The 26,328-nt window shown below is 36.0% G+C and carries 28 protein-coding genes and 1 riboswitch; of the genes, 11 read left to right on the forward strand and 17 right to left on the reverse strand.

Annotation, left to right across the window (positions count from 1 at the left end; translation table 11 throughout):
• Window positions 1-166 precede the first annotated feature (166 nt).
• Complete coding sequence (locus PQF83_RS18635) at window positions 167-1,012, forward strand: lipoate--protein ligase family protein (protein ID WP_000071925.1); 846 nt, start codon at window positions 167-169, stop codon at window positions 1,010-1,012.
• Window positions 1,013-1,060: 48 nt separating this feature from the next.
• Here PQF83_RS18635 and pta read toward each other — a convergent pair whose 3' ends face one another.
• Window positions 1,061-2,032, reverse strand: coding sequence for a phosphate acetyltransferase (gene pta / locus PQF83_RS18640; RefSeq protein WP_000067214.1), 972 nt, complete (start codon window positions 2,030-2,032; stop codon window positions 1,061-1,063).
• A 254-nt stretch (window positions 2,033-2,286) separates the two neighbouring features.
• On the opposite strand from pta, the gene hemQ reads away from it, so the two are divergent.
• The 4 genes from hemQ to gerQ all read left to right on the forward strand — a co-directional run bounded on the left by hemQ (window position 2,287) and on the right by gerQ (window position 5,549).
• Window positions 2,287-3,030: a hydrogen peroxide-dependent heme synthase gene (hemQ, locus tag PQF83_RS18645; RefSeq protein ID WP_001287585.1), complete on the forward strand. Its 744-nt coding sequence runs from the start codon at window positions 2,287-2,289 to the stop codon at window positions 3,028-3,030.
• A gap of 195 nt (window positions 3,031-3,225) precedes the next feature.
• Complete coding sequence (locus PQF83_RS18650) at window positions 3,226-4,503, forward strand: serine hydrolase (protein ID WP_001998707.1); 1,278 nt, start codon at window positions 3,226-3,228, stop codon at window positions 4,501-4,503.
• 173 nt (window positions 4,504-4,676) lie between these two features.
• Entirely contained in the window at window positions 4,677-5,099 is a 423-nt protein-coding gene (gene cwlJ / locus PQF83_RS18655) for a cell wall hydrolase CwlJ (RefSeq protein WP_000538165.1), read from the forward strand.
• A 27-nt stretch (window positions 5,100-5,126) separates the two neighbouring features.
• Complete coding sequence (gerQ, locus tag PQF83_RS18660) at window positions 5,127-5,549, forward strand: spore coat protein GerQ (RefSeq protein WP_000068644.1); 423 nt, start codon at window positions 5,127-5,129, stop codon at window positions 5,547-5,549.
• A 30-nt stretch (window positions 5,550-5,579) separates the two neighbouring features.
• Here the strand turns inward: gerQ and PQF83_RS18665 are convergent, their stop codons facing one another.
• The 3 genes from PQF83_RS18665 to PQF83_RS18675 all read right to left on the reverse strand — a co-directional run bounded on the left by PQF83_RS18665 (window position 5,580) and on the right by PQF83_RS18675 (window position 7,296).
• Window positions 5,580-5,948: a DUF423 domain-containing protein gene (locus PQF83_RS18665; RefSeq protein ID WP_000688322.1), complete on the reverse strand. Its 369-nt coding sequence runs from the start codon at window positions 5,946-5,948 to the stop codon at window positions 5,580-5,582.
• Between the two features lie 64 nt (window positions 5,949-6,012).
• Entirely contained in the window at window positions 6,013-6,297 is a 285-nt protein-coding gene (locus PQF83_RS18670; protein ID WP_001167357.1) for a YwdI family protein, read from the reverse strand.
• Between the two features lie 6 nt (window positions 6,298-6,303).
• Window positions 6,304-7,296: a potassium channel family protein gene (locus PQF83_RS18675; RefSeq protein ID WP_000993997.1), complete on the reverse strand. Its 993-nt coding sequence runs from the start codon at window positions 7,294-7,296 to the stop codon at window positions 6,304-6,306.
• A 95-nt stretch (window positions 7,297-7,391) separates the two neighbouring features.
• Between PQF83_RS18675 and PQF83_RS18680 the strand changes: the two genes are divergently transcribed.
• The 3 genes from PQF83_RS18680 (at window position 7,392) to PQF83_RS18690 (ending at window position 10,227) form a co-directional block, all read left to right on the forward strand.
• A complete protein-coding gene (locus tag PQF83_RS18680) occupies window positions 7,392-8,675 on the forward strand; it encodes a purine/pyrimidine permease (protein WP_000847023.1) in 1,284 nt (427 codons plus the stop codon).
• Window positions 8,676-8,900: 225 nt separating this feature from the next.
• Window positions 8,901-9,722: a Cof-type HAD-IIB family hydrolase gene (locus PQF83_RS18685; RefSeq protein WP_000221376.1), complete on the forward strand. Its 822-nt coding sequence runs from the start codon at window positions 8,901-8,903 to the stop codon at window positions 9,720-9,722.
• Window positions 9,723-9,933: 211 nt separating this feature from the next.
• A complete protein-coding gene (locus tag PQF83_RS18690) occupies window positions 9,934-10,227 on the forward strand; it encodes a DUF3817 domain-containing protein (RefSeq protein ID WP_000953390.1) in 294 nt (97 codons plus the stop codon).
• A gap of 38 nt (window positions 10,228-10,265) precedes the next feature.
• Here PQF83_RS18690 and PQF83_RS18695 read toward each other — a convergent pair whose 3' ends face one another.
• From PQF83_RS18695 to PQF83_RS18715, 5 genes are read right to left on the reverse strand one after another with little or no spacing between them, the layout of a single operon-like run.
• The gene (locus PQF83_RS18695; RefSeq protein WP_000432522.1) at window positions 10,266-10,943 is read right to left on the reverse strand and encodes a uracil-DNA glycosylase; all 678 of its coding nucleotides are present in this window, start codon (window positions 10,941-10,943) and stop codon (window positions 10,266-10,268) included.
• Window positions 10,944-10,962: 19 nt separating this feature from the next.
• Complete coding sequence (locus PQF83_RS18700; protein ID WP_001206493.1) at window positions 10,963-11,955, reverse strand: ABC transporter permease subunit; 993 nt, start codon at window positions 11,953-11,955, stop codon at window positions 10,963-10,965.
• On the reverse strand, window positions 11,948-12,865 hold the full coding sequence (locus tag PQF83_RS18705) for an ABC transporter ATP-binding protein (protein ID WP_000207715.1): 918 nt from the start codon (window positions 12,863-12,865) through the stop codon (window positions 11,948-11,950). The genes PQF83_RS18700 and PQF83_RS18705 overlap by 8 nt, the downstream gene beginning before the upstream one ends.
• Window positions 12,862-13,743, reverse strand: coding sequence for an SGNH/GDSL hydrolase family protein (locus tag PQF83_RS18710; protein WP_141402918.1), 882 nt, complete (start codon window positions 13,741-13,743; stop codon window positions 12,862-12,864). Before PQF83_RS18710 ends, PQF83_RS18705 begins: the two co-directional genes overlap by 4 nt.
• A 10-nt stretch (window positions 13,744-13,753) precedes the next feature.
• Window positions 13,754-14,731: a LacI family DNA-binding transcriptional regulator gene (locus tag PQF83_RS18715; protein WP_000181965.1), complete on the reverse strand. Its 978-nt coding sequence runs from the start codon at window positions 14,729-14,731 to the stop codon at window positions 13,754-13,756.
• 98 nt (window positions 14,732-14,829) lie between these two features.
• On the opposite strand from PQF83_RS18715, the gene PQF83_RS18720 reads away from it, so the two are divergent.
• Entirely contained in the window at window positions 14,830-15,456 is a 627-nt protein-coding gene (locus PQF83_RS18720) for a YczE/YyaS/YitT family protein (protein ID WP_000943413.1), read from the forward strand.
• A gap of 23 nt (window positions 15,457-15,479) precedes the next feature.
• Here PQF83_RS18720 and PQF83_RS18725 read toward each other — a convergent pair whose 3' ends face one another.
• From PQF83_RS18725 to PQF83_RS18740, 4 genes are all read right to left on the reverse strand, one after another.
• Complete coding sequence (locus PQF83_RS18725) at window positions 15,480-16,775, reverse strand: homoserine dehydrogenase (protein WP_000659097.1); 1,296 nt, start codon at window positions 16,773-16,775, stop codon at window positions 15,480-15,482.
• Between the two features lie 141 nt (window positions 16,776-16,916).
• Window positions 16,917-17,822, reverse strand: a complete 906-nt coding sequence (gene metA, locus PQF83_RS18730; protein WP_001121520.1) for a homoserine O-acetyltransferase MetA — start codon at window positions 17,820-17,822, stop codon at window positions 16,917-16,919.
• On the reverse strand, window positions 17,806-19,104 hold the full coding sequence (locus PQF83_RS18735) for a bifunctional O-acetylhomoserine aminocarboxypropyltransferase/cysteine synthase (RefSeq protein ID WP_000504756.1): 1,299 nt from the start codon (window positions 19,102-19,104) through the stop codon (window positions 17,806-17,808). The genes metA and PQF83_RS18735 overlap by 17 nt, the downstream gene beginning before the upstream one ends.
• 92 nt (window positions 19,105-19,196) lie before the next feature.
• Window positions 19,197-19,301, reverse strand: a riboswitch (SAM riboswitch).
• A 272-nt stretch (window positions 19,302-19,573) separates the two neighbouring features.
• A complete protein-coding gene (locus PQF83_RS18740; RefSeq protein WP_000760172.1) occupies window positions 19,574-20,269 on the reverse strand; it encodes a YjjG family noncanonical pyrimidine nucleotidase in 696 nt (231 codons plus the stop codon).
• 106 nt (window positions 20,270-20,375) lie between these two features.
• On the opposite strand from PQF83_RS18740, the gene PQF83_RS18745 reads away from it, so the two are divergent.
• The gene (locus PQF83_RS18745) at window positions 20,376-21,047 is read left to right on the forward strand and encodes a transcriptional regulator YeiL (protein WP_000868836.1); all 672 of its coding nucleotides are present in this window, start codon (window positions 20,376-20,378) and stop codon (window positions 21,045-21,047) included.
• A gap of 61 nt (window positions 21,048-21,108) precedes the next feature.
• On the opposite strand, the gene PQF83_RS18750 is transcribed toward PQF83_RS18745, so the two are convergent.
• The 3 genes from PQF83_RS18750 to PQF83_RS18760 all read right to left on the reverse strand — a co-directional run bounded on the left by PQF83_RS18750 (window position 21,109) and on the right by PQF83_RS18760 (window position 24,166).
• Window positions 21,109-21,735: an FMN-dependent NADH-azoreductase gene (locus PQF83_RS18750; RefSeq protein WP_000170050.1), complete on the reverse strand. Its 627-nt coding sequence runs from the start codon at window positions 21,733-21,735 to the stop codon at window positions 21,109-21,111.
• 191 nt (window positions 21,736-21,926) lie between these two features.
• Window positions 21,927-22,574 (reverse strand): response regulator, encoded by a 648-nt coding sequence (locus tag PQF83_RS18755; protein WP_000695784.1) that lies wholly within the window; start codon window positions 22,572-22,574, stop codon window positions 21,927-21,929.
• 20 nt (window positions 22,575-22,594) lie between these two features.
• Window positions 22,595-24,166: a GAF domain-containing sensor histidine kinase gene (locus tag PQF83_RS18760; protein WP_000485091.1), complete on the reverse strand. Its 1,572-nt coding sequence runs from the start codon at window positions 24,164-24,166 to the stop codon at window positions 22,595-22,597.
• A 135-nt stretch (window positions 24,167-24,301) separates the two neighbouring features.
• Between PQF83_RS18760 and pdxK the strand changes: the two genes are divergently transcribed.
• Window positions 24,302-25,126 (forward strand): pyridoxine/pyridoxal/pyridoxamine kinase, encoded by an 825-nt coding sequence (gene pdxK / locus PQF83_RS18765; RefSeq protein ID WP_000174249.1) that lies wholly within the window; start codon window positions 24,302-24,304, stop codon window positions 25,124-25,126.
• 84 nt (window positions 25,127-25,210) lie between these two features.
• Here pdxK and PQF83_RS18770 read toward each other — a convergent pair whose 3' ends face one another.
• The gene (locus PQF83_RS18770) at window positions 25,211-26,266 is read right to left on the reverse strand and encodes a GGDEF domain-containing protein (protein ID WP_000942884.1); all 1,056 of its coding nucleotides are present in this window, start codon (window positions 26,264-26,266) and stop codon (window positions 25,211-25,213) included.
• Window positions 26,267-26,328: the final 62 nt, after the last annotated feature.

Below are 26,328 nucleotides of genomic sequence, written 5' to 3' on the forward strand. Positions count from 1 at the left end.
CCTAAAATCAATAATTACATCTCTTAGTTTAGCCATCTTAGATCATTTAACCAATTCACTTTCCTTACAACAACCTTACAATTCAGTAAGGTTTTCTCTTAAAAACTACTTTCATTATTTTTTGCTATAATAGAGATTGTCATTTTAAAGATAAGGGGTTAGTTATATGAGCAATTCCCGTTCCATTTTATCTCAGCCAGAGTGGCGTATTGTAGATCAGTCTAGTTTAGGACCAACATTCCATGCACTTCAATCATTCGCAATGGATGATACATTATGCACAAGCATTGGAAAGGGCGAATCAGCTGCAACAATGCGCTCTTGGGTTCATCACAATACAATTGTTCTTGGCATTCAAGATTCACGCCTACCACACTTAGAAGAAGGTATTTCCTTTTTAAAAGAAAACGACTTCAATGTTATCGTTCGTAATTCTGGCGGGCTTGCAGTCGTACTTGATGAAGGTGTGTTAAACGTATCACTTTTATTCCAAGAGACGGAAAAAGGTATCGATATTGATCTTGGATACGATACAATGTGGCATTTAATTCAGGAAATTTTAAAGGATTACGATGTTACAATTGAGGCAAAAGAAATCGTTGGTTCTTACTGCCCTGGTAGCTACGATTTAAGTATTCGCGACCAAAAATTTGCTGGTATTTCACAGCGCCGTATTCGCGGTGGTGTCGCTGTCCAAATTTATCTCTGTGCTACAGGAAGTGGCTCTGAACGTGCCGCACTTGTTCGTGATTTCTACAACCTAGCCATTCAAGGAGAAGAAACACGCTTTACTTATCCTGAAATTGTACCGAGTACGATGGCTTCACTTTCAGAATTACTTGGCGAAACCATTACAGTACAAGATTTAATGATGCGCCTTTTAAAAACATTGCAGCAATTCGCTCCAAAGTTAACACCATCTCAATTAACAATAGATGAAATACCTTTATATGAGACGAATTTACAACGTATTATTGATCGTAACAATAAAGCACTTGGCTTAGAAAAATAAAGACCGTCGCTATTTTAGCGACGGTCTTTATTTCAATTCGTTATAGAATTAAAGTGCTTGAGCTGCTGTAATTAAAGCTAACTTGTACACTTCTTCTTCGTTACATCCACGAGATAGGTCGTTTACAGGCATGTTTAAACCTTGTAAGATTGGTCCTACTGCTTCGAAGTTACCTAAACGTTGAGCGATTTTGTAGCCGATATTACCAGCTTCTAAGCTTGGGAATACGAATACGTTAGCATCACCTTTAATTGTAGAACCTGGAGCTTTTTTCTCAGCTACAGATGGTACGAATGCAGCATCGAATTGGAATTCTCCATCTAGAGCTAATTCTGGAGCCATTTCTTTTGCAATGCGAGTTGCTTCTACAACTTTTTCTGTTTCTGGAGATTTCGCAGAACCTTTTGTAGAGAAGCTTAACATAGCAACGCGTGGATCAATGCCGAATAGTTCAGCAGTTTTCGCACTTTCGATACCAATTTCAGCTAAATCTTGGCTATTTGGTGCAATGTTAATTGCACAATCAGCGAATACATATTTCTCTTCTTCACGTACCATGATGAATACGCCAGAAGTTTTTGTAACGCCTGGTTTTGTTTTAATGATTTGAAGTGCTGGACGAACTGTATCAGCTGTAGAGTGAGCTGCACCACTTACTAAACCGTGTGCTTTGCCCATGTATACAAGCATTGTACCGAAGTAGTTTTCGTCTTTAAGGATTTTGCGAGCGTCTTCTTCAGTTGCTTTACCTTTACGGCGTTCAACGAAAGATGCTACCATTGCATCCATTTCTTCGTATGTAGCTGGATCGTAAATATCAACGCCTGCTAATGTTAAATTCATGCTAGCAGCTTTTGCGCTAATTTCTTCTTTATTACCAACTAAGATTGGTTTTACTAACTCTTCTTTTGCTAAACGCTCTGCAGCGCCTAAAATTCTTTCATCAGTTCCTTCAGGAAGTACGATAGAAATGCCTTTTCCTTGAACTTTTTCTTTTACTGTTGTAAATAAGTTGCTCACGAATAAACCCTCCTACATATGTTAAAAAACTCTATCTTTAAGAATACTTCTTTTCCTCTATATTTTAAACTTATAGCTCCCAAAAAATAGATAAAATAAAAATGATTATATTTTCATAAAATTCAGCCGTTAAATTCACCTTGCTTAAACACTTAAATGTGACAATTTTATGCGCCAAGGTTTTATATAGATGATTTTAAAACTATATATGCTATAGTTAACGTGTAAAACTATCATTAACTGAGGTGAATAGAATGAGTGAAGCAACAACAACGTTAGATGGCTGGTATTGTTTACATGATTTACGTTCTATTGATTGGGCTGCATGGAAAACATTATCTAGCGACGAACGCGGACAAGCTGTGTCTGAATTTTTAAATGTCGTTGAAAAATGGAACGACGTAGCTGCTGCGAAAAAGGGCAGTCACGCAATGTATACAGTTGTTGGCCAAAAAGCTGATATTATGCTTATGATTTTACGTCCAACAATGGAAGAGTTAAATGAAATTGAAACAGAATTGAATAAAACAACTTTAGCTGAATATATGGTTCCTGCATACTCTTACGTATCTGTTGTTGAACTAAGCAACTACCTTCCAGCTGATGAAGATCCATACCAAAATCCACAAATCTTAGCTCGCTTATATCCTGAGTTACCGAAAGCAAATCATATTTGCTTCTATCCAATGGACAAGCGTCGCCAAGGTGATGACAACTGGTACATGCTTCCAATGGAGGAACGTAAGAAAATGATGTACAGTCATAGTAAAATTGGTCGCCAGTATGCAGGTAAAGTACGCCAAGTTATTTCAGGATCTGTTGGATTCGACGATTTTGAGTGGGGCGTAACATTATTCGCTGACGATGTTCTTCAATTTAAAAAGCTTATATATGAAATGCGCTTCGATGAAGTAAGTGCTCGTTATGGTGAATTCGGAACATTTTTCGTCGGAAACATTTTACCAGACGAAAAGGTAGAGAAATTTTTACACATATAAATCGTGAAAAAGGAACGAAATTCGTTCCTTTTTTTATTCCCCTCTATATTTCTCCTCAAAAAACTTCTTTTTTCCGCAAATTTGAACAAAAATCGACAAATCCTTTTAAATACCTTACAAAATTGTAACCTTTCTATATCCAAATTTATGCTAAAATGGTACGAGCTATATGCTAATAACGATGCGAAGGTGATAATGTATATGAAGAAAATCTTTTCTATTTTACTAGTGTTTCTATTGTCAATTTCTTCCTTAGGAGTAACAACATCCCATGCGGAAGAAAAAATACACATTGAGGCAGCTGCTGCACTTCTATTTGATGCAGATACAGGAAAAATACTGCATGAACAAAATCCAGATGAATTACTAGCTATCGCTAGTATGTCAAAATTAATTGTTGTTTATGCCGTGTTAGAAGCAATTAAAGAAGGAAAAATCACTTGGGATACAAAGGTAAATATTTCTGATTACGCTTATGAAGTTTCACGTAATAATGAATTCTCTAACGTGCCGTTCGAAAAAGGACGTCAATATACTGTAAGAGAACTATATCATTCTATCGTTATCTTCTCTGCAAACGGATCTAGTATTGCCTTAGCAGAACTTCTTGCAGGAAGTGAGAAAAACTTCTTAAATCTTGCAAATGAACATGCAAAAAAACTAGGGTTAAAGAAATATAAATTTGTAAACGCTACTGGTTTAAATAACGCTGACTTAAAAGGAAAACATCCTGAGGGTACTGATCCAAATGCAGAAAACTCTATGTCAGCTCGCGATATGGGTATACTTTCAAAAGCAATGATTACAAAGTATCCAGAAATGCTAGAGGATACAAAACAAAGATTTAGAAACTTCCCAGATAATCATCCGAAACCAATTCGTATGGAAAACTGGAACTGGATGTTACCAGGAGCTGCTTTCGCTTATGAAGGTGCTGATGGTTTAAAAACCGGAAGTTCTGATACAGCTGGATACGGATTTACTATTACTGCTAAACGCGGTGATGTACGTCTTATTTCGGTTATTATTAAAACAAAATCAATGGACGAGCGCTTCACAGAATCTCGTGAGTTAATCGAATACGGGTTTAATAACTTCGAAAAACAAAAACTAAAGGTCGATAAAAACAATACACTCTCTGTAGTACAAGGGAAAGAGGATCAAGTAACTGTTGCACCGGAAAAAGAAATAACCGTAATTGCAAAAAAAGGTAGCAAAGACCCTTATAAAATTGGAACTGAAGTAGATAAATCTCTTGCTGAAGATGGTCATTTAATTGCTCCTATTAAGAAAGATGCAAAAGTAGGATCGATTACTTTAGAATCAACCGATAAATATGGTTTCTTAGACGGTAGTAAAAGTATGAAAGTTACTGCAAAAACGACAGAAGAAGTTGAAAAAGCAAATTGGTTTGTATTAACAATGCGCTCTATCGGTGATTTCTTCTCAAACTTATGGTCTAAAGTTTTTTAATAAAAAAGCTGGCTCACGCTAGCTTTTTTTATTTTCCACTCTCCATGTAAAACTTTGTTTGGTTGTCATATCTGAGTCCTTTTTCTCATACGTATGAACTAGTAATTGTTACACACTTCATCTAGACATAAACCTCTTTCCACAAGGTATTCCAAAAAGAGAGGTGACACATAATGGGCGTTATCGCGTATAACGAAGAAGATGTAAAGTTATTAGCTAGACTGATGCGTGCTGAAGCTGAAGGTGAAGGACAACAGGGGATGTTAATGGTCGGAAACGTTGGAGTAAATCGTGTCCGCGGGAATTGTTTAGACTTTAAAAATATTCGTAATTTACGTCAAATGGTGTATCAAAATCCTGGTGGTTTTGAGGCAACTCAAAAAGGTTATTTTTATCAACGTGCAAGGGAACAAGATATCGCATTAGCAAGGCGAACGATTCAAGGACAACGTTTTTGGCCTGCAAATTTTGCCTTATGGTTTTTTAGGCCTGAGGGTGCATGTCCACCAACTTGGTATAATCAGCAAAACTCTGGTCGCTTCAAAAAGCACTGCTTCTTCCAGCCAAATGCTGGGGATTGCCCTAGCATATATTAAGGAATGAAAACAAGGAGGGATTTTTGAATGGCACAGCAACAAAATCCGTATTACGGAACAGGTTTCTATCAACCATCTGGAACTTACGTACAACCGCAACAAATGACCCCACAGCAACAGCAGCAAGCAATGCAACAACAAGTTGCGCAAGCTCAATATGCTGTTTCTCAAGGCATGTTACCTCTAGAACAGTCATATATTGAAAATATTCTTCGCTTGAACAAGGGCAAGCAAGCCACAGTTGTAATGACTTATGAGCGTGGTAGTTCACTCGGTACACAATCCTATACGGGTATTATCGAAGCGGCTGGTCGTGATCACATCGTAATTAGTGAGCCACAATCAGGGAAACGTTATTTATTATTAATGATTTACTTAGATTATGTAGAATTCCCAGAAGAAATTACGTATTTGCCTAGTCAACAAGCAACTTATGCTCCAAGACCATAAAAAAAGCTGGCGTATGCCAGCTTTTGTTTTTTATAATCCTTTTACAACTGCAGTTCCAACTAAGATCCATGCCACAATAAACGCTACACCACCAAGAGGTGTAATTGGACCAAAGAACTTAATACCTGTTGTACTTAATGCATACAGGCTACCCGAGAACATAATGATCCCAGCTACCATAAGCCAACCAGCAGTAGTTAAGAGTGATGATTGAATTTTATCCATCAATAAAGCAACTACAAATAGTCCACCTGCATGAAACATTTGATATGTAACACCTGTTTTCCAAACCTCTAACATTTTTGCAGAAACTTTATTTTCTAAACCGTGTGCTCCGAAAGCCCCTAACGCAACAGATAGCCCCGCTGCAATACAACCTAGTAAAAAGAAAATTTTCATCTTAATTCCCCTTTTTTACTTTTATCATAAGCAATTTTTTCATATAAGCCAAACGATTTATCCTCTAAAAATCAAATAAAGAATTACCGTTTGCATCACTTTCTTTTATATATACTGGCTCATTAGAAACCGGTGCAATTGGTTGCATCGTGATTGGTTGTGATCCAATTATTTGTGATTGAACTTGTGGCTCTCTATACGTAGAAGATTCAACTTGCTCATCTAATAATAAATCACATAAAGCACGCACAACTAATACATGTTCTTTTGATTTTTGTCCTTCACTACTTTTTGCCTTTGCAATTTCATTCGCCATTTTATTTAAAATCTTATCGCTTGATATTTGCATCCCTTATCACCTCGTACTTTGTAGTTCTTTCTCAAATTGTCCCAGCTTCTCTACTGAACCAAATACTATTATCATATCATGTTCTTGCAACTTTTCCTGCCCCGTTGGATTATGTATAACATTCCCATTTCTCAAAATCGCTAAAATTGTTACATCAAATTGATTTCTAACATCACTCTCTAATAATGATTTATTAGCTAAAATAGAGCCCTTACCTACTGCAATTTCTTCAATTACAAATGACTGCTCCACGCCATACAGTACTGTATCAATATAATGAACTGTTAACGGATTCGCAATACCTTTTGCAATATGAATCCCTGCCATACTAGATGGATTAATCACCTTATTTGCACCAGCCCTCTTTAATTTGTCTTCGGTTTCTGGTTTTTCTGCTCTTGCCACAATTTTAATTGCATCGTTTAATCCTCTTGCAGTTAACGTAATAAATACATTTTCAGCGTCATTTGCTACGATAGCAACTAAACCAGCTGCCTTTGAAATCCCAGCATGTTGTAACACTTTGTCTTCTGTTGCATCTCCATGTACATATAAAAGCTTTTCCTTCTCTAATATGCTTTCATCTTTATCCACGACGACAAATGGGATCTTCTTTTCTTGCAATTCATGTACAACTTGTAGCCCTACTCTACCGCAACCACATACGATAATATGATTTTGTAACTGTGCTATTTGTTTATCCATCTTCTTCCTCCGTACTGCATGAAATAAATTCCCTTCAATAATCATAGCTGCCACTACACCAATTGCATACGTAACAATACCGACTCCAACCGGTATGATAAGGAGCGCAAAAACTTTTCCTGCATGTGTTACAGGAATGGCGTCTCCGTATCCCACCGTTAATACGGTAATCATCGTCATCCAAAATGCTTGAAATAAGCTAATCTCTTCAATTGTCATAAATCCTAATGTTCCTAGAATTACAACAAAAGTCATACATATAACTGCTATCCATAATTGCTTACGTGCATTCATATCATGTTTCAACTCTTTTCTCTATCTACAATCTTTGCCAGTGGAAATGAAATACATATATACTAGATACGGAATCTATGAAAGAGGTTGATATAATGAAAACATTTCTTTCCGCCTTACAATGGGCACTATTTATTTTAGCTGGGAGTCTTATTGTACCAATTAGCGTCGCAACTAGTTATGGTCTTGATGGCGCTGAAGCTATCGCATTCGTACAAAGAACATTATTTGTTCTAGGCTTTGCTGGTCTCTTACAAGCTATATTTGGGCATAAACTTCCTATTCAAGAAGGTCCTGCTGGCCTTTGGTGGGGAATTTTCTCCCTATATGCAAGTTTAGGTGTCGTATTATTTGGATCAAACAATGAGACACTTAAAGTTCTTCAATATGCTTTCTTATTAAGCGGTATCATTTGTATTATTCTTAGCGTTTTTGGACTTATTGATAAACTCGTTCGCTATTTTACACCGACAGTCATTGGAACGTACTTATTTCTTCTTGTTGCACAACTTAGTGGTTCCTTCTTAAAAGGAATGTTCGGCCTGGATGGAAAACATACAGAAGTACAACCTAATGTATTTATTCTTTCACTCATTGTTATTTTACTATCCTTTTTCATCATGAAGCTACCTATTATCGGACAATATTCTGTTCTTTTCAGTATCGTTTGCGGCTGGATATTATTCGCATGCTTTGGATTATCCAATCCAATAACACCAGTGACAGACATAATCCGTTTTCCATCCTTATTTGTTTTCGGAATGCCTCGTGTTGAATGGAACATGGTAATTACGGTCATTTTCGTTACACTCTTACTTCTAACAAATATGTTAGCAAGTATTCGCGTTGTACAAAAGGTTGTCTCTAAATATGAAGAAAATGCTGCATCAGATCGTTTTAAACAGGCCGGTATTATAACAGGAATCAATCAATTACTAGGCGGCCTGTTTTCGGCTATCGGACCTGTCGCTATTTCTGGATCAGCAGGTTTTATTGCAACGACTAATATTTATAAACGCCTCCCATTTATATTAGGGTCAAGCTTTATTATTGTCGTTAGTATATTCCCAAAGATCACTTCATTCTTTGCGGCAATCCCAGTTGCAGTTGGTTATGCTGCCATTTATCCTGTATTTGCAAGCATGATCGGTCTCGCCTTTCGAGAATACGAAACAGTACAGGATAAAGAACGATTATTTAAAGTAGCAGGTCTGTCAATCTTCACAGGAATTGGGGTTATGTTCGTTCCAGCAGGAGCATATTCCACGCTTCCACCATTTCTAGCTTCATTCCTAAGTAATGGTCTCGTTCTTGGGGCTGTAATGGCAATCTTACTAGAAATACTATTTTCTCGTTCGACAATAAAACAAGTATCGTAAATTGGAAAACTTCCATTATTGCACTCTACCTTTAGAGTTGTTACGATAAAATAAACATTTAATCATTGGGGTTTTGTCCATCCCCAATGATTATTAATTAATATGATGAGAAAAACACTCATAAAAATGAATCTACTTCTTTTTAAAGAGGTTCGATGTCTTACTATTATTTCTTACATCTCCATGAACATATATTTGATTTAAATAAAGAAGGGAATTTTCAATATGACTTATAAAATGATTGTTTTAGATTTAGATGATACTTTATTACGTGACGACCATACTATTTCACCTCGTACGAAAGAAGCTCTAATGACTGCACAAGAACAAGGTGTAAAAGTTGTACTTGCTTCTGGACGTCCAACGTTTGGTATGCGCAATGTAGCGAAAGAACTTCGTTTAGAAGAATACGGCAGTTTCATTCTATCTTTTAATGGCGCAAAAATTATTAACTGTAAAACAAACGAAGAAATCTTTAGTAGTACGCTTTCTCCTGAAATCGTTCACAACTTATTTGAAATTAGTAAAACTGAAGATGTATGGATTCATACTTATATTGGCGATGATATCGTAACGGAAGAAAATAATCCTTATACTGAAATTGAGGGCGATATTACTGGTATGCCTATCGTTGTAGTAGATGACTTTAAAGCTGCTGTTAAAGAGCCTGTAGTAAAAGTATTAATGAATAAAGAAGCTGAACGCCTTGTTGAAGTAGAAAAGAAATTACAAAAACAACTAGAAGGACAATTAAGCGTTATGCGTTCTAAACCATTCTTCTTAGAATTTACTGAAGCCGGTGTTACAAAAGGAACGAGCTTAAACCAATTAATCCAAAAACTTGGCATTAAGCGCGAAGAAGTTATCGCAATGGGCGATAGCTATAACGATCAGGCGATGATTGAATTCGCCGGTCTTGGTGTCGCAATGGGCAATGCACCTGATGATATTAAGGAAATTGCAAACTATGTAACAGATACAAATATGAATGACGGTGTAGCAAAGGTTGTAGAGAAGTTCGTACTAAAAAAAGAAGCACTTGTTTAATATTTCCACTCATAAAACCTATTTGAAGTCAAACACTTCAAATAGGTTTTTATTTAAATTACCATGCTTTTGTGACTATATTTTGAACTTTGCACTATTCTCGTAGTGTAAACTTTCTTTTTGTATATAATGAAACAAAATAGACTATTTTATTTTAAAAAAGAATACAAATTTACTATAAACAAGCATACGTTAAGGGAGGCTATTTTACATGTTATCTACACCAATCGGACGATTAAGAGCAATTGGACTTATTGAGGGGATTTCTTTCCTACTACTATTATTTGTAGCAATGCCATTAAAATATTTCGCAGGATTTGCAACAGCTGTTAAAATTACAGGCATGGCTCACGGTGTTTTATTTATTTTATTTATCTTCGCAGTAATTCAAGTAACAATCGTACACCGTAAATCAATTTTATGGGCACTTGGGGCATTCGTTTCATCAGTTATCCCATTTGGCACGTTTGTACTAGATGCAAAATTAAAGAACGAGCAACAATAATGAAAAGGTAGTTAACGACTGTTAACTACCTTTTCTATTTATAAATTTGGAATTTCCCAATCAATTTCTCTCTCGCCCATATTAGCTAAAATCGTATTTACTTTAGAGTATGGCTTACTCCCAAAGAAACCTCGTCTTGCTGATAGTGGGCTTGGATGTACAGATTCGATAATATGATGATTTGAATTTGTAATTAACTTCTTCTTCGCCTGTGCATGGCGTCCCCACAATATGAAAATAACTGGCTTTTCACGTTCATTCAACAGCTCAATTACACGATCAGTGAAATGCTCCCATCCTTTTCCCTTATGAGAATTTGCTTCGCCTTGTCGAACTGTTAATACAGTATTTAGTAGTAATACTCCTTGCTCTGCCCATTTCACTAAATAACCGTTATTCGGAATGTCATACCCATATTCATCTCGAAGCTCTTTATACATATTTAACAATGACGGCGGCGTTTTAACACCAGGTTGTACAGAAAAGCTTAAACCATGCGCTTGATTCGGCCCATGATATGGGTCTTGTCCTAAAATAACGACCTTTGTATTTTCATAACTTGTATACTCTAGAGCGTTAAAAATATCTTCTTTCTTTGGGTAAACAACATGTGTACTGTACTCTTCTTTCAAAAAATCAGCTAGCTTACGATAATATTCTTTCTCGAATTCTGGTGCCAATAGTGGCTCCCAATCATTCTTTAAAACATTTTCCATACTGTCACTTCCCGTCCAATTAATTCACCATATCCTGCTTTGTAAATACTACAAATGAAATGATAAGAGACACAACTCCCCAAACAGTTAAGTTCATCAAAGAAAACCCCATCGATAAACCTTGTAATGCAGGTAGTTTCCCTGATAGATAATCTGTTAATGATAAATTCACACTAAAAATATATTTCGCACCTTCCCAAGATGTTGCGAACGAGCTTAAAATACCGCCTGCAATTAATGCAGCTAGCATAACGCCCATACCAGCTGGTGTATTACGAATTAAAACAGAGACCATAAATGATATAGTTCCGACAACGATAGCAACAAACCAAGCTAATCCATACGCCATCAAGATATATTGCCATTGCGGAATAAGATGTACAAAATTCGTATTTAACGTTTCCTTATCAATAACAAATCCAGTTAACACAGGTAAATTCCATCCCGAGTATCCAAATACAAGCCCTGATAATATGTATGCAAACACACCTACAAGGAGCAGTATGAGCGAAATGAAAAATAACATCGTTACGTATTTACTAAGGAGTATTTTCCAGCGCCTAATCGGCCGCGTAAGTAACATCTTCATCGTTCCATCACTTCGTTCTCCTGAAACAATATCAATGGCGACAATCATTACGAGAAGTGGAATAAATAATGTAATTCCTTGCTCAATAAACGCCCTTACAAAAGTTGGTGCGCCCGGTGCCATCGGGTTAATATCATGATCTAAATAATATTGTTGCTGCTCAACTCTTACCTTTAACCAATCACGCCATTCTTCTGGCAACCTAGAATTGTTCAACCGGTTCTGGGAATCAACAATTTGCTGTTGCAATGAAACCTTCCAATCAGTTGTACCGAGTCTTTTTTGTGTCGTTTCTATTTCACGATACTGCGCATACACAAAAAGCGGGATCAAGATTGCTAAAATAAGCATAACAACAAAAATACGCTTCTTACGATAAATCTTCTCCGATTCGTTTAAAACTAGATTCGCAAATTCACGCATGCTGCTCACCCCTTGTGAGTTCAATAAATAAATCTTCTAGCGTAAATACAAGTTCCTTAACACTATGTACATCTATCCCGTTTTCTACAAAATGTTTATTCCAATTACTTATAGATGCGATATTCATGCGGCATAGTAATCGATCACCTTCTATACTCACTTCTCTTACTTCCTCAGCATCTTCTAGCATATCTTTTGCCTTCCCAATCGGCGTAACAATCCATTCTACGCGGTCACTTGCTGTTTTAATTAATTCTTCAACTTTGGCAACTGTTATCATCTTTCCTTTATGAATAATAGCAACGCGATCGCATATCATTTGCACCTCACTTAGCAAGTGACTTGAAATAAACACGCTCATATTTTCTTCTTTTACAAGCTTATGTATAAATTCCCTAAGTTCTCTAATCCCTGCTGGATCTAAACCATTCGTTGGCTCATCTAATATGAGCAATTTTGGATTCCCAAGGAGCGCCTGCGCAATTCCAAGCCGTTGTTTCATACCAAGTGAGTACGTTTTTACCTTGTCATGAATTCTTTCATCTAAATGAACCATTTCAGCAATTTCAATAATACGTTCATCTGATATATCACCTAACATACGAGCAAATTGCTTTAAATTTTCCCATCCCGTTAAATATGTATACAACTCTGGGTTTTCAACGATACTCCCAATTTGACGCATCGCTTCTCTAAAATTTTCCTTAATCGAATAACCACCGATAGAAATCGTACCTTCTGTCGCCTTAATCAATCCAACTAACATTCGAATGGTAGTCGTCTTTCCAGCACCATTTGGTCCTAAGAACCCGAACACTTCTCCTTGCTTTACATCAAAGGAAATATTCTCTACAAGAGTCTTCTTTCCAATTACCTTCTTCAAGTCTCGTACGGAAAGTATCGTCGTCATTTTACCCCTCCTTGTTCTAGTTTTAATTTACTTACAACATTTTGAACTAAACGTTCTGCCATATACGTATAACCTACTTCGTTCGGATGAAAATGATCAGAGTATAATAAATCTTTCCCACGGTTTTGGAATAAATCAAATGTCGGTGTAATATACACATTTTTATCGTTTAGCGCTAACTTCTCTAAAGATGCATTCCAGTCCACAACAATGTTTGAAGCCCCTTTTAAATCTTCTACATCTTCAAAAGGATTGTATAAGCCAAGCCAAAAAATCGGACTATCTGTATTTAATTTACGAATTTCTTCTATAATTTTCTTTGCTTCATTTTGAAATGTTTCTGTGTCAGGACGATACGTCTCTAAATCTATTTTCCCAAGCGATTCCCAGCCTGGGAACAAATCATTCCCACCAATGGTTAACACGATTACATCTGCTTGTTTAATTGAATATTGAGCGCCATTACTTTCAATTTGTTTTAATAAATCGGGCATTTTTGCACCACTAACTGCTAAATTTGTTAATGCAATTTTTTGCTTATAATCTTTTTGTAAATCCTCTTTCATTCGCCCAACATAGCCAATTCCTTCTTTATCACCAACGCCACGCGTTAATGAATCACCTAAACTGACGATTTGTAACGTTCCCGTTTTCTTTTTCTCCTTCGCCACTACATCGGTCTTTTTAATTAAATTTGAAGCTTTCGGATTTAATACATCATTTACACCTGAAACAAAGCCATATGCAAATAAACAGAAAGATGCAATTGTAATGAGTAGAATTACTTTTACCACTTTTGATCTCATATCAAAACCCCTTTTAGCCCTCATAGATTGTCCATAATTATACCAAACGCAATTTTGAAAAGCGATTTTCATACCTTATCTATTATGTTGTTTCCCTTTGTACGAATTCTGGCAATAACTCTACGTGCTTTACATCTATTTGCTCATCATTAATCTTTTCATATAATAATTCAAATGCCTTCACACCAACATTTTTACTAGAATATGAAATCGTCGTAATGCCTAAAATGTCTGCTACATCTTGATCATCACAACCGATAATCGTAATATCTTCTGGAATACGAATTCTTTGTTTTTTCGCCTCCGTTACCATTCCCGCTGCAATATGGTTACAAGATACAAGAAACGCAGTTGGCTTTACTGACATAGAGGCCCACTCCCTAATTACATTACGCCCATCTTCCACCGTAAAACAGCCTTCAAACTTCCAAGTTCCTATCGGTTTTTCAGCAATCTGTTGAAGTGAATCCGCATATGCTTGTTTTCTTCTCTGGCTATTAATGCTATTACTTCTTCCAATGCAATACCCAATACGTGTATGACCAGCATCTATTAAGTTTTTCATCCCTTGTGAAAACACTTTATAGTAATCAACATGTACACTTGAAATGCATTTTGAATCTATTTCTTCACACATAACAATCGGGCCGAATTTCGTATATTCTTCGAGCTTCTCCTTACTATTTGCCCGAGAACATATAATAACCCCATCAAGCTTTTTCATTTTTAACATATTCAAAATTTCTAATTCTCTTTCCTCGCTATAATTCGTCTGACAAAGCATCATATTATAATTATTCTTTGCTGTTTCCTTTGATATTCCCTCAATAATGGCACTATAATATTGATCATTAACGTGCGGTAATAAAACGCCAATTACATTCGTTTTTCCTTTCACTAAATGAATTGCATTCACATTTTGCGTATAGTTTAATTCTTCTATAATTGCTAAAATTTCTTTTCGCTTCTGTTCATTCACATATGGATGATTATTTAGTACACGTGAAACAGTTGAAACAGATACCCCAGCAAGTTCAGCAATCTTTCTTATATTCGTCATCTCATTTTCCCCTTCCCTGCAAAAATTCTCCCTTGACCTGGTAAGCTTTCCACAATATATCCTTTCCTAGCAAATACATTTTGAAAGGATATACAACTATGCTTCGATTCAAATTAGAATATATATTTTTCATTGGTGGTCTACTCATTCTCGCCATCGGTATTAATATGATGACGACCATTACTTCCTTTGGACTTAGCCCTTATGATTCCTTCTTTATTGCACTATATCAAAATTTCGGGATAAGTATCGGTTTTTGGATTTTCATGATTAATTTTGCCTTTACCCTTATCGTCCTCTTTTGGAATAAAAGACAAATTACAATCGGTACAATCGTAACAATGGTTCTTATCTCTCTTTTTGTTGATTGGATTGGTTCCATTACAACTATTATGGACGCTGTCCGTTCTCTTCCAAAATATATAACACTTATTTGCGGAAATCTATTCGTTGGAGCCGGAATTGGTCTTTATGTCTCTACAAACCTTTGTGCAGCACCGCAAGAAGCTTTCGTTTTAACAGTTGCTGAGAAAAAGAAATGGACATTTAGAAGAACAGAAATTTCGTTAGCGTTTTTATTTTTAACATTAAGCTTTTTATTAGATGGACCTATCTATTTTGGAACAATCATCTTATCTTTTACAACAGGCTGGATTATCCAAGCATTTATTCAAGTTGGTACGAAGATTTTAAATAGAAAAAAACCTATTAAGCAAGCCGCTTAATAGGTTTTTTCTTAGAGGAGATACTACTTTGCATCCCCTTCAATTCGATAGTTTGCTTTCAAACAATCTATTTCTTCATACCCTTGCAACGTATGTAGAATATAATCATAATCAGCAAGAGAAGCACGATGCGTTACAATTACAATTTCAGCTTTTCCTTTCTCTTCAAGTGGCATTTGAATAATTTTTTCAAAGCTAATGCCACGCTCAGAGAATAACGAAGTAATTTTTGCAAATACACCAATCTCATCTTTCACATGAAGTCTTAAAAATTTCTTCACAACAATTTCGTCTGGCTCTTTTAATACTTTTTGATATTGCGGGACTACAGCACTATTTCCTGTTACCCCTAATCTAATATTTTGCATTACAGCTACTAAATCGGAAACAACAGCTGTTGCTGTCGGTAAACTTCCTGCACCTGGTCCATAAAACATCGTTTCTCCAACTGCTTCACCATACACATATACAGCGTTATATTCATTTTGCACGGCCGCAAGAGGATGTGTATTTGGAAGTAAAGTCGGTTCAACTGTAACCTCTAATTTTTCACCATCTCGCTTCGCAAGACCGATTAGTTTAATCGTGTAACCTAAACTCTTACTGTATTCGATATCTTCCTCTGTAATAGAAGTAATCCCTTTTACCTTCACATCTCCAAGCTCTACATTTGTAGAGAAACCAAGGGTAGCCAAAATTGTCATTTTTCTTGCTGCATCTAAACCTTCTACATCTGATGTTGGATCCGCTTCTGCAAATCCAAGTTGCTGGGCTTCTTTTAACACGTCGTTATATGCTCTCCCTTCATCTGACATTTTCGTCAAAATAAAATTTGTCGTTCCATTTACAATTCCCATTACTTTCGTAATAAGATCTGAAGAAAGTCCCTCTACAATACTTCGTAAAATCGGAATCCCTCCGGCTACACTTGCTTCATAAAACAAATCTGCTTTATTATCTTTTGCTACCGCTAATAGTTCCGCCCCATGTAACGCCATTAAATCTTTATTGGCAGTCACAACATGCTTCCCGCTTTGTAAAGCTTGCAAAATATATGCTTTTGCATCATCAATGCCACCCATTACTTCGATGACAACGTCGATGTTTGGATTGTCTAAAATTTCATGTGCATCTTGTGTTAATAGAGTAGAAGGTACCTCTACTTCTCTCTCTTTTTCAATATTTTGTACTAGTACTTTCGTTACTTTTACAGGACAACCTACTTGGTGTATAAGTCGCTCTTGGTGATCTGTAATGATACGAACTACTCCGCTACCAACTGTCCCAAGACCTAATAAGCCAACTTGAATTTCTTTCATAATACTGTCCACCCCTCAAAAATTGTGTTTAGATGAAATTATATGAATAAAAAATCTGAAAAACAATGTTTTTTGAACATTCGGAAAAATATAGATTAATCTTTACAAAGAAAACGTTGCCACGTGTGATACAATCTTTTTTTATAATACATAAGGGGTTTCTTGATACACGTAATAATTCAGCCAATTAGAGAATAATAGATTCCCATGGCTTCTCCACCTTACAAGCGGCTTCTCATTTGGATTATTATGCTTAAAATAGTTTTTCGGCACATCAATATTTAACCCTTTTTGGCGGTCCCGTTCGTATTCTTGCTTTAACGTATCACAACTATATTCACTATGCCCGAGCGCAAACACTTGTCTTCCTTCTTGCCCAATAACAAGGTGAACACCTGCTTCCTCAGAGTTTGCTAATAATGTTAATTCTTTCACCTCTCTAATATCACTCTCTCGTACTTCTGTATGACGCGAATGCGGGGCGAAAAACAATTCATCAAAACCTTGTAACAGTTTCACATGTTGCTCACGGACCTCATGTTCAAATACACCAAACATTTTTTCCTTAAGAGGATACTTTGGAACGCCATAATGATGATACAAACCAGCCTGTGCCCCCCAGCAAATATGAAGCGTAGATGTTACATTCGTTTTTGAATACTCCATAATACGTTTAAGCTCTTCCCAATAATCTACCTCTTCAAAAGAAAGGGTTTCAACTGGTGCTCCTGTAATAATGAGTCCATCAAATTTCTCATTCTCAATATCACGGAATGTTTTATAGAAACTCGTTAAATGTTCCTGTGCAACATTACGAGACAAATGCGATTCCATATGAAGTAAATGAACATCTAATTGCAACGGTGTATTTCCAATTAAACGAAGTAATTGCGCTTCTGTTTCTTGCTTTGTAGGCATTAAATTTAATATAGCAATTTTCAATGCCCGAATATCTTGTGTTTCTGCTCGCTCTTTTGTCATTACAAAAATATTTTCCTCCTGCAACACTTTGCGAGCTGGCAAATCTTTATCAATTATGATCGGCATGTTGTTTGCCTCCGACTAGCGCTGCTTCTAAATCTGCAATAATATCCGAAACATCTTCTATACCAACTGATAAACGAATTAAATCTGATGTGACGCCAGCTAAGCGCTGATCTTCGGCACTTAATTGTCTATGCGTTGTACTAGCAGGATGTATAACGCAAGTTCGTGCATCAGCTACATGCGTTACGAGAGTTGCTAGTTTTACATTTGCGATAAATTCTTTTGCTGCTTCTAATCCTCCCTTAATGCCGAATGTTAAAACACCACTCGCACCTTTTTTCAAATACTTTTGTGCTAACGAATAATTTTCATTACTATTTAATCCCGGATAATTCACCCATTCAATACGTTCATGATCAGCAAGCCATTTAGCAACTGCAAGAGCATTTTCACTATGACGCTCCATTCGTAAATGCAATGTTTCTAAGCCAATATTGCTAATATACGCATTAAATGGGCTCATACAGTTTCCGTAGTCTCTTAATAATTGAACACGTGCCTTCACAATATAAGCTGCTGCACCAAAATTTTGAACGTAACTTACGCCGTGATAACTTGGATCCGGTTCAACTAGTTCAGGATATTTCCCGTTTGTCCAATCGAAGTTCCCTCCGTCAATTACAATGCCACCTAACGAACTTGCATGACCATCAATATATTTCGTCGTAGAATGAACGATAATATTTGCTCCATGTTCAAATGCTTGGCATAAATAAGGAGTTGCCAATGTATTATCCACGATAAAAGGTACTTCCAACTCTTTCGCTGCATCTGAAAGTTCTTTGAAATTTAAAACGTTCATCGCCGGATTTCCTAGCGATTCTGCATAAACAAGTTTCGTCTTATCATTAGCAAGGGCCACAATTTCATCAGCAGTTAAATTCGGATTAAAGAATGTAACATCGATACCAAGTTTACGCAAACTCACTCCAAATAAATTAAACGTCCCGCCATAAACTGTGGAAGAACAAAGCAAGTGGTCTCCGCTACTACAAATATTTAAAACAGCAAGCATAATAGCAGCTTGCCCAGAAGCCGTTGCAACAGCACCTACACCACCCTCTAAATCCGCTAACTTTTGCTCAAATGCAGCTAAAGTAGGATTTCCAATACGCGTGTAGATATATCCTTCTGCCTCTAAATTAAATAGCGCTGCTAAATCATCTGAAGTATCGTATTTATACGTTGTACTTTGATAAAGCGGTAAAACACGCGGTTCACCATTCTTTGGCGTATAGCCACCTTGCACACAAATCGTTCCTTTCCCCCATGATTCTCCCATTTCTTATTCTCCTTTCTTTTATACAAAATAAAAAACTGCCCCTTTCCTGAAAACAAGAAAGGAGCAGTTTGAAAACACGCTCTAAAGGCTCTTTCTTATCTCTCAGGGTTATTACCTGCAGGATTTGGCACAATTCCGTTATACGGCTGTTGCCAAGGTTTCATCGGGCCTGTCCCTCCACCTTTTCTTGATAAGACTATGCAATTACCGTTGATTTTATAGCAATAATTTCCTCATGTCAATTAGTTTTTCTGAATGTTCTAAATTAAATACAAAGAACTTAATGTACATAACAAAAGAAATATATTCTATATCCATTTGAAAAAGACCTTTTAAAACCTCCGCTTAATTTACTATTACCAATGCTTGGGGCAGCTACTATCGGAAATGCATTTCCACTTCCAAAACATAACGAAACTACAAATAAAAAAATAGGCAGTGTGGACAAAAGTTCCACTGCCTATTCTCATTACACATGTTGCTTCAATAATGCATATAACTCCTCAAAATTATGCACTTCATATGTCGGTATAATCCCACTATCATTTAATTTCCTTTCTGGATTAAACCAACAAGTATCAATTCCCGCTACATATCCACCTTTCATATCAGCGCTTAACGAATCCCCAATAATGAGCCCTTCTTCAGGCACAAAGTTAGGAATCCTTTCAAAAACATAATCAAAATACTCTTTCATCGGCTTTTGATAACCTGTATCTTCAGAAACGAAAATATCTTGAAACAAGGCATGTAACCCTGCATTACGTAATCGTTTATCTTGCGTCTTAGAAATACCGTTTGTCACTATATATAAATCGTACTCACTTTGAATTTGATTTATAAATTGTAAGGCACCTTCCATGAGCTGATTTCCTTCTTCTAAGTAACTGCGATAATTATTTTCGAATAATATCCCATCTACTTCTTCCCCGTATTCTTTAAACAAAATTGAAAATCGTGTATTTACAACTTCATCACGATTTATTTCACCTTCTTCAAAAGCAGTCCAAAGACTTTTATTAATTTTTTTATATTGCGCTTCAATCTCGCTAGTGAGAGACATCCCTTTCTCTTCAAAAAGCATACGTAATGCCGATTTTTCTGCCTTTTGAAAATCCAACAATGTATCATCTACATCGAATAATAATGTTTTATATTTTTTCATAAGCCCTTCACACTCTCTTTTCTACAAAAACAAATTTACGTAAATCGTATCATTCTTTCTTGTAAAAATAATAGGAGATATCTCATACTAAACATGAGGTGAAAACATGAAAGTCAGCAGAAATAGCGAAGAAATCTCTCATTACATACAAACTTACAATTTCCATACTCTTTTTTCTTTTGATATCTTACCGTATGCTGAACTACATTCCTTTCAGAAGAGAGAAAAGATATGTAATGAAGGGGTCGATGTTCCTTATCTTTATTACTTAATTTCTGGGAAAGCAAAAATATATATGAGTCACAAAAACGGAAAGGTCTCCTTGATTAACTTTATTCAGGCACCTTCGTTCATTGGGGAATTAGGATTAATTGGCGTAGAATCTGTTACGAAAACGGTGGAAGTAATGGAAGATTGTATATGCTTAGCGCTTCCTCTTAAAGATTGTCAGCATCTTTTGTTACAAGATGCTACCTTTCTACAGAAACTATGCAAATTTATCGGTGAGAAAACCATTACCCGAACAGAAAGTTATGCTAAAAATAATAGTTATCCGTTCGAAAATCGATTAGCGGCGTTTATTCTATTAACAGAACAAAATAACAGTTATATAGAAAAACATACTGAGGTTTCGGAATACTTAAATGTTAGCTACCGTCACCTTTTATATGTATTAAACCAATTTTGCCAACAAAATTACTTAAAGAAAGATGGAAGAACCTATTACATACAAGATCGAATTCAGTTAGAAAAACTAGCTGACGAACTTAAAATATAAAAAAGTAGCATTAACGTTTATCTGTTAATGCTACTTTTTTGAGTGACGATTCTATTTTCAATTAAAATTTACTTGCTACTTTAGCTGCTTCTTCAAGACCAGCTGTAATGATTTCTTCTGCTTTATCTGGGAATTGGTTATGTCCTTCAATAACTACTGTTTCCATGTTTGTTGCGCCGAAGAAGCCCATCATGCTTGCTACATATTTAACAGCCATTTCTACTTCTGCTGCGGGACCTTCAGAGTATACACCGCCGCGCGCGTTTAATAATGCAATCTTCTTATCTCCAATTAGACCAACTGGACCTTCTGGCGTATATTTAAACGTTTTACCAGCACGGTTTAAATAATCAATATATGTGTGTAACACTGCTGGAATCGTTAAGTTCCATAATGGGAAACCGAAAACGACTTTATCAGCTTCTAGGAATTGATTTAAATACTTATCAGCAACTGCTACTGCTTTTGCTTCCTCTTCAGTTAAATCAAACCCTTTACCAGCTTTGAATGTACCATTAATCATATCTACGCCTACATATGGTAATTCTTCTTTATATAAATCAAGTTCTACTACTGTATCGTTTGGATGCGCTTCTTTGTAACTTGCTAAAAACGCTTCATATAATTTTACACTAACTGCTTGTTCCGCTGGACGGTTGTTTGCTTTTACGAATAAAACTTTTGTCATTATGTTTTCCTCCTAGTACTAACTCTTCTGTTGTTATATGCTTTCAAAAAAGGTATCGCTTGTAATTGTTGTTTTGTTGCTTACAAACATATTTTATCTTTATATCAAGACAATTTCGTCCTCACATAGACGTATTTTTCCATAAAAAAAGTCCACCTTCTAAAGGCGAACTAGGTCTTACGACTTTCGTCTTATACAATTCCATTTTTTACTGCATATAATGCTGCTTGCGTACGATCAGATAAATTCAACTTACTCAAAATACTACTTACATGAGCTTTTACCGTTTTTTCCGTAATAACTAAAACAGAAGCGATTTCTTTATTACTCATCCCTTTCGCTAATAGCTGCAATACTTCATTTTCTCTCGCTGTTAACACATCCACTTGAATAGAAGGCTCTTCTTCCTTTTCTTCTACAGGTAATGTTTGAGAGAGAAGAGCATTTGCTATATCAGGATGTAATTGAATATTACCTTTATATGCACTTCGAATAGCCTCAACAAGCTGATCCGGTTCTACATCTTTTAAAATATACCCGCTTGCTCCAGCCCTTAATGCTGGTAACACATGCGCCTGATCAGAAAAGCTAGTTAATACAATTACTTTCACATCCGGATATTCCTTTTTAATACACGCTGTCGCCTCAACACCATCCATTTCGGGCATATATAAATCCATTAGTACAACATCAGGATTCGTCTCCCCTACTTTCATTAGTGCCTCTTTCCCATTACTTGCTTCTCCAACTAACTCTATATCTTCCTGTGTACTTAAGAAAAATGCTAATCCTTTTAAAACGACTGTATGATCATCAACTAACAATACTTTTATTTTCACAAACTTCCCTCATTTTCACATCATAATGGTACGTTTATTTTTACACTTGTCCTTTTCTTATCACTTACAATTTTAATTGTTCCACCGACTAATTCTACTCTTTCTCGCATCGTAGTCATGCCAAGTGATTTCTTCTCTTTTATATCCTTTTCTACGAAGCCGGTTCCTTGATCGACTATTTCTAATGATACATTCTTCTCCGTCACTTTGAAATAAATCGTCGCTTCTCTAACATTTGCATGCTTACTTACATTATTTAAAGCTTCTTGTCCAATTCTCCATAGCGCTTCCTCTACTACGCGTGGCAAATCACGGACACCTGTAACTTGTTCTCGAATTTTCAATCCCAAACTTTCACCATATTGCTTTAAAGCTGGTAATAATCCTTTCTCCAAACCCGCTGGACGTAATTGCCAAATTAACGTCCTCATTTCTTTTAAAGCTCCTTGCGCTAGTTCACGCATATCATGCAAAGATCGATCCACTTTTTCGTTTTGACCTTTTAAAACCGCCTCAGCGCCTTTTGTCATAAAGGTTAACGAAAATAGCTTTTGTGAAACAGAGTCATGTAAGTCCCTTGCTAATCGATTTCTTTCTTCCATTCGTACGAGTTCACGTCGTTGCTCATTTAACCTTAAATTTTCTATCACGAAAGAAATATGAGTTGTTATTGCTTGAAGTACATCTAACGTATTTACATCAAATTCACCATTATTTGAACTAACACATAAAACACCAAATATGTGAGTTTGAATCTGTATTGGGGTGGCGATAACCGTCCTATTAGAGGCAATCTTATGACTGATTTGATCGTTTAATAAAATAGGTTCACCTTTTTCTAACGCTTCTTTCGCTGCTTCTTTTATATCCTCCTGCCATTCTTCCTGGCAATAAGATGCCCGCAAGGATAATTCTTTCTCTTCCCTAATAAAGAATGCGACTTGATTCCACTGAAACACTTCACCTAATTGACCTACAACTTTTTCAGGCAATATATTAAATTGATGAATCGTTCTTAAAACTTGAATGAACCGTTCTAATTTCACATAATAATGTGCTCTTCGCTTTTCATTTTCATATAACTTTGCTCGTTTTAAAGCCGTTCCAATTTGGAAAGCAACTGATTGAAGCAATACTAATTCTTCTTCTGAAAAATGTGTTTTACCTGGGCTTGCCACATTTAACAAACCAAATTTTTCTCCTCCAGCCTTTAAAGGAACCGTAGCATGATGAAGAATTCCTTCTGTATCTCCCCAATTATATTCAATTGCATTATTAATTCTTTTACATTCAATAATATTAACAGCTCGTTCTAATTTTCCATCCACAAAGCCACGTAAACACCAACATTCTCCTTCACACATCGGACGTTTGTTTTCATATGTAAGTGCCTCTGGTAATTGATAATCAATTAATTTTGTATACCTACCATTTTCATCCGCAAGAAATATCCATCCTGTCGTTAAACCTGTTACACTCAGCAATTTTTCTAGTACTGCTTGCAATACATGATATGTATCATTTGATGTATTTAGTGTTTCTGCAATCTCTTTTAATATAACTAATTCATTTGTACGATTCTCTTGAAACATAATTCGTCTCCTACATACAAGATTTTACATAGTTCCTAACATAAATCATCTACTTTTCACTTTGTACTTATTCGTAACATTGATATAATGGTGAAAACATAGTTTTCATTATATCACCTGAGGGGGCTTTTCATAATGACATTAAATAAAGCACTTACTATCGCTGGTTCTGACACAAGTGGCGGTGCTGGTATACAAGCAGATTTAAAAACATTCCAAGAACTTGGTGTGTACGGAATGACATCTCTTACGACAATCGTAACGATGGATCCACATAACGGTTGGGCACATAACGTATTCCCAATCCCAGCTTCTACATTAAAACCACAATTAGAAACGACAATTGAGGGCGTTGGCGTAGATGCTTTAAAAACAGGTATGCTTGGATCGGTAGAAATTATTGAAATGGTTGCTGAAACAATCGAAAAACATAATTTCAAAAATGTAGTAGTTGACCCTGTTATGGTATGTAAAGGTGCTGATGAAGCATTACATCCTGAAACGAATGATTGCTTACGTGACGTTCTTGTTCCAAAGGCATTAGTTGTCACACCAAACTTATTTGAAGCTTACCAATTAAGTGGCGTAAAGATTAATTCTCTTGAAGACATGAAAGAAGCAGCGAAAAAAATCCATGCTTTAGGTGCGAAATATGTCCTAATTAAAGGCGGTAGCAAGCTTGGTACCGAAACTGCAATCGACGTCCTATATGATGGAGAGACATTCGACATTCTAGAATCAGAAAAAATTGATACGACAAATACACACGGCGCAGGTTGCACATATTCTGCTGCAATTACAGCAGAACTTGCAAAAGGAAAACCTGTGAAAGAAGCAGTAAAAACTGCTAAAGAATTTATCACAGCTGCTATCCGTTATTCATTCAAGATCAACGAATACGTAGGCCCAACACATCACGGTGCATATCGTAAATTCGTTGTATCAAAAGAGCTTGTCTAACCTATAAATAAAAACACCCACAGAGTGTGTATTTTCCCTCTCTGTGGGTGTTTTTATTTATAAGCTCTTCTGGTCATCTTATCTTTAAGATGCAGAACTGACCTGATTTCTACCATTTCTTTTGGAGTAATATAATGCATCATCAGCAGCTTGAATAAATTGCTCTGGTGATTGTTCATATACTGAAATTCCTACTGAAACTGTAATTTTTATTTTTGTTCCATCTAACAATTGGAATGAATGTTTTTCAACAGCTGCGCGAACTTGTTCCCCCATACGCATTCCGTAAGCTAATCCCTTCTGTGGTATAAGAAGCGCGAACTCCTCTCCACCCTTTCGAAAAGCCAAATCTGGAAACGTTGAAACTTCTCGTAAAATACGCCCTATTTGTTTTAATACTTCATCTCCTGCAGGATGCCCGTACGTATCGTTTACAGACTTAAAATGATCAATATCTATAAGTAGTAAACAAAGTGAATCATTTTTCATGCGCTTATTACCAATATGATGATTCATTTCTAAATCAAACTGCCTTACGTTTCCTAACCCTGTCAATGCATCTATCGTTGCATATTGCTTCATCTTTTGAAATAACTCATTGGATTGCAATACATAATTCGCGCTTATAAATGTGATATATGCTGCAACACTACTACAAGCTAAATATAATGCTACTATAGACATATCCTTAAACAGCATAGAAAGTGGCACCGCTAAAATAAATAAACTATATACATTAAACCAGATCCATCTTGTAAACATAGAAACTTTCATCCGCCAAATGAAAGTAACCCCAATACCTATCAATACAATAGTATAACAAGCCAATTCAGAGGCTAAAGAGTACTCGGTTAAAAATAATCGGGTAATTAAAATAATCGTAACTGTTATACTACTAGCTATCGGACCTCCAATTATAATTGCCAAAATAACAGCTAAATAGCGTAAATCTAACATAATATCCCCAATATGTACGCCAAAGTACATCAACAGTACACTTAATATTCCAGTAAAAATACCTACTACACATTTCTGCCAAAAAGAGAACTCTTCTTTTAACGGTTTATCTCTTAAAAGCTGACCTCCAATAAAAATAAAGGAAAGAATAATGGTTGTGTTTACAAATAAGTCCCTTAACATAAAATAATCTCCCTACTTTTCTATCTATCCCTTTCCTTATTTTATTGTATACGAAATCCCTA

The sequence above is a fragment of the Bacillus sp. FF-1 genome, from assembly GCF_028548245.1.
Taxonomy (GTDB): Bacteria; Bacillota; Bacilli; order Bacillales; family Bacillaceae_G; genus Bacillus_A; species Bacillus_A paranthracis.

Bases quoted from the DNA above. Each gene is read 5' to 3' on its own strand.
- PQF83_RS18770 (WP_000942884.1), bottom strand. From the start codon at position 26,266: ATGTTAAGGGACTTATTTGTAAACACAACCATTATTCTTTCCTTTATT.
- cwlJ (WP_000538165.1), top strand. From the start codon at position 4,677: ATGGGCGTTATCGCGTATAACGAAGAAGATGTAAAGTTATTAGCTAGA.
- PQF83_RS18720 (WP_000943413.1), top strand. From the start codon at position 14,830: ATGCTTCGATTCAAATTAGAATATATATTTTTCATTGGTGGTCTACTC.
- PQF83_RS18650 (WP_001998707.1), top strand. From the start codon at position 3,226: ATGTATATGAAGAAAATCTTTTCTATTTTACTAGTGTTTCTATTGTCA.
- pdxK (WP_000174249.1), top strand. From the start codon at position 24,302: ATGACATTAAATAAAGCACTTACTATCGCTGGTTCTGACACAAGTGGC.
- PQF83_RS18705 (WP_000207715.1), bottom strand. From the start codon at position 12,865: ATGACGACGATACTTTCCGTACGAGACTTGAAGAAGGTAATTGGAAAG.
- PQF83_RS18680 (WP_000847023.1), top strand. From the start codon at position 7,392: ATGAAAACATTTCTTTCCGCCTTACAATGGGCACTATTTATTTTAGCT.
- hemQ (WP_001287585.1), top strand. From the start codon at position 2,287: ATGAGTGAAGCAACAACAACGTTAGATGGCTGGTATTGTTTACATGAT.
- PQF83_RS18750 (WP_000170050.1), bottom strand. From the start codon at position 21,735: ATGACAAAAGTTTTATTCGTAAAAGCAAACAACCGTCCAGCGGAACAA.
- PQF83_RS18745 (WP_000868836.1), top strand. From the start codon at position 20,376: ATGAAAGTCAGCAGAAATAGCGAAGAAATCTCTCATTACATACAAACT.
- PQF83_RS18740 (WP_000760172.1), bottom strand. From the start codon at position 20,269: ATGAAAAAATATAAAACATTATTATTCGATGTAGATGATACATTGTTG.
- PQF83_RS18670 (WP_001167357.1), bottom strand. From the start codon at position 6,297: ATGCAAATATCAAGCGATAAGATTTTAAATAAAATGGCGAATGAAATT.
- PQF83_RS18760 (WP_000485091.1), bottom strand. From the start codon at position 24,166: ATGTTTCAAGAGAATCGTACAAATGAATTAGTTATATTAAAAGAGATT.
- PQF83_RS18675 (WP_000993997.1), bottom strand. From the start codon at position 7,296: ATGAATGCACGTAAGCAATTATGGATAGCAGTTATATGTATGACTTTT.
- metA (WP_001121520.1), bottom strand. From the start codon at position 17,822: ATGCCGATCATAATTGATAAAGATTTGCCAGCTCGCAAAGTGTTGCAG.
- PQF83_RS18665 (WP_000688322.1), bottom strand. From the start codon at position 5,948: ATGAAAATTTTCTTTTTACTAGGTTGTATTGCAGCGGGGCTATCTGTT.
- PQF83_RS18635 (WP_000071925.1), top strand. From the start codon at position 167: ATGAGCAATTCCCGTTCCATTTTATCTCAGCCAGAGTGGCGTATTGTA.
- PQF83_RS18715 (WP_000181965.1), bottom strand. From the start codon at position 14,731: ATGACGAATATAAGAAAGATTGCTGAACTTGCTGGGGTATCTGTTTCA.
- PQF83_RS18690 (WP_000953390.1), top strand. From the start codon at position 9,934: ATGTTATCTACACCAATCGGACGATTAAGAGCAATTGGACTTATTGAG.
- gerQ (WP_000068644.1), top strand. From the start codon at position 5,127: ATGGCACAGCAACAAAATCCGTATTACGGAACAGGTTTCTATCAACCA.
- PQF83_RS18700 (WP_001206493.1), bottom strand. From the start codon at position 11,955: ATGCGTGAATTTGCGAATCTAGTTTTAAACGAATCGGAGAAGATTTAT.
- PQF83_RS18695 (WP_000432522.1), bottom strand. From the start codon at position 10,943: ATGGAAAATGTTTTAAAGAATGATTGGGAGCCACTATTGGCACCAGAA.
- PQF83_RS18685 (WP_000221376.1), top strand. From the start codon at position 8,901: ATGACTTATAAAATGATTGTTTTAGATTTAGATGATACTTTATTACGT.
- PQF83_RS18735 (WP_000504756.1), bottom strand. From the start codon at position 19,104: ATGGGAGAATCATGGGGGAAAGGAACGATTTGTGTGCAAGGTGGCTAT.
- PQF83_RS18710 (WP_141402918.1), bottom strand. From the start codon at position 13,743: ATGAAAATCGCTTTTCAAAATTGCGTTTGGTATAATTATGGACAATCT.
- PQF83_RS18725 (WP_000659097.1), bottom strand. From the start codon at position 16,775: ATGAAAGAAATTCAAGTTGGCTTATTAGGTCTTGGGACAGTTGGTAGC.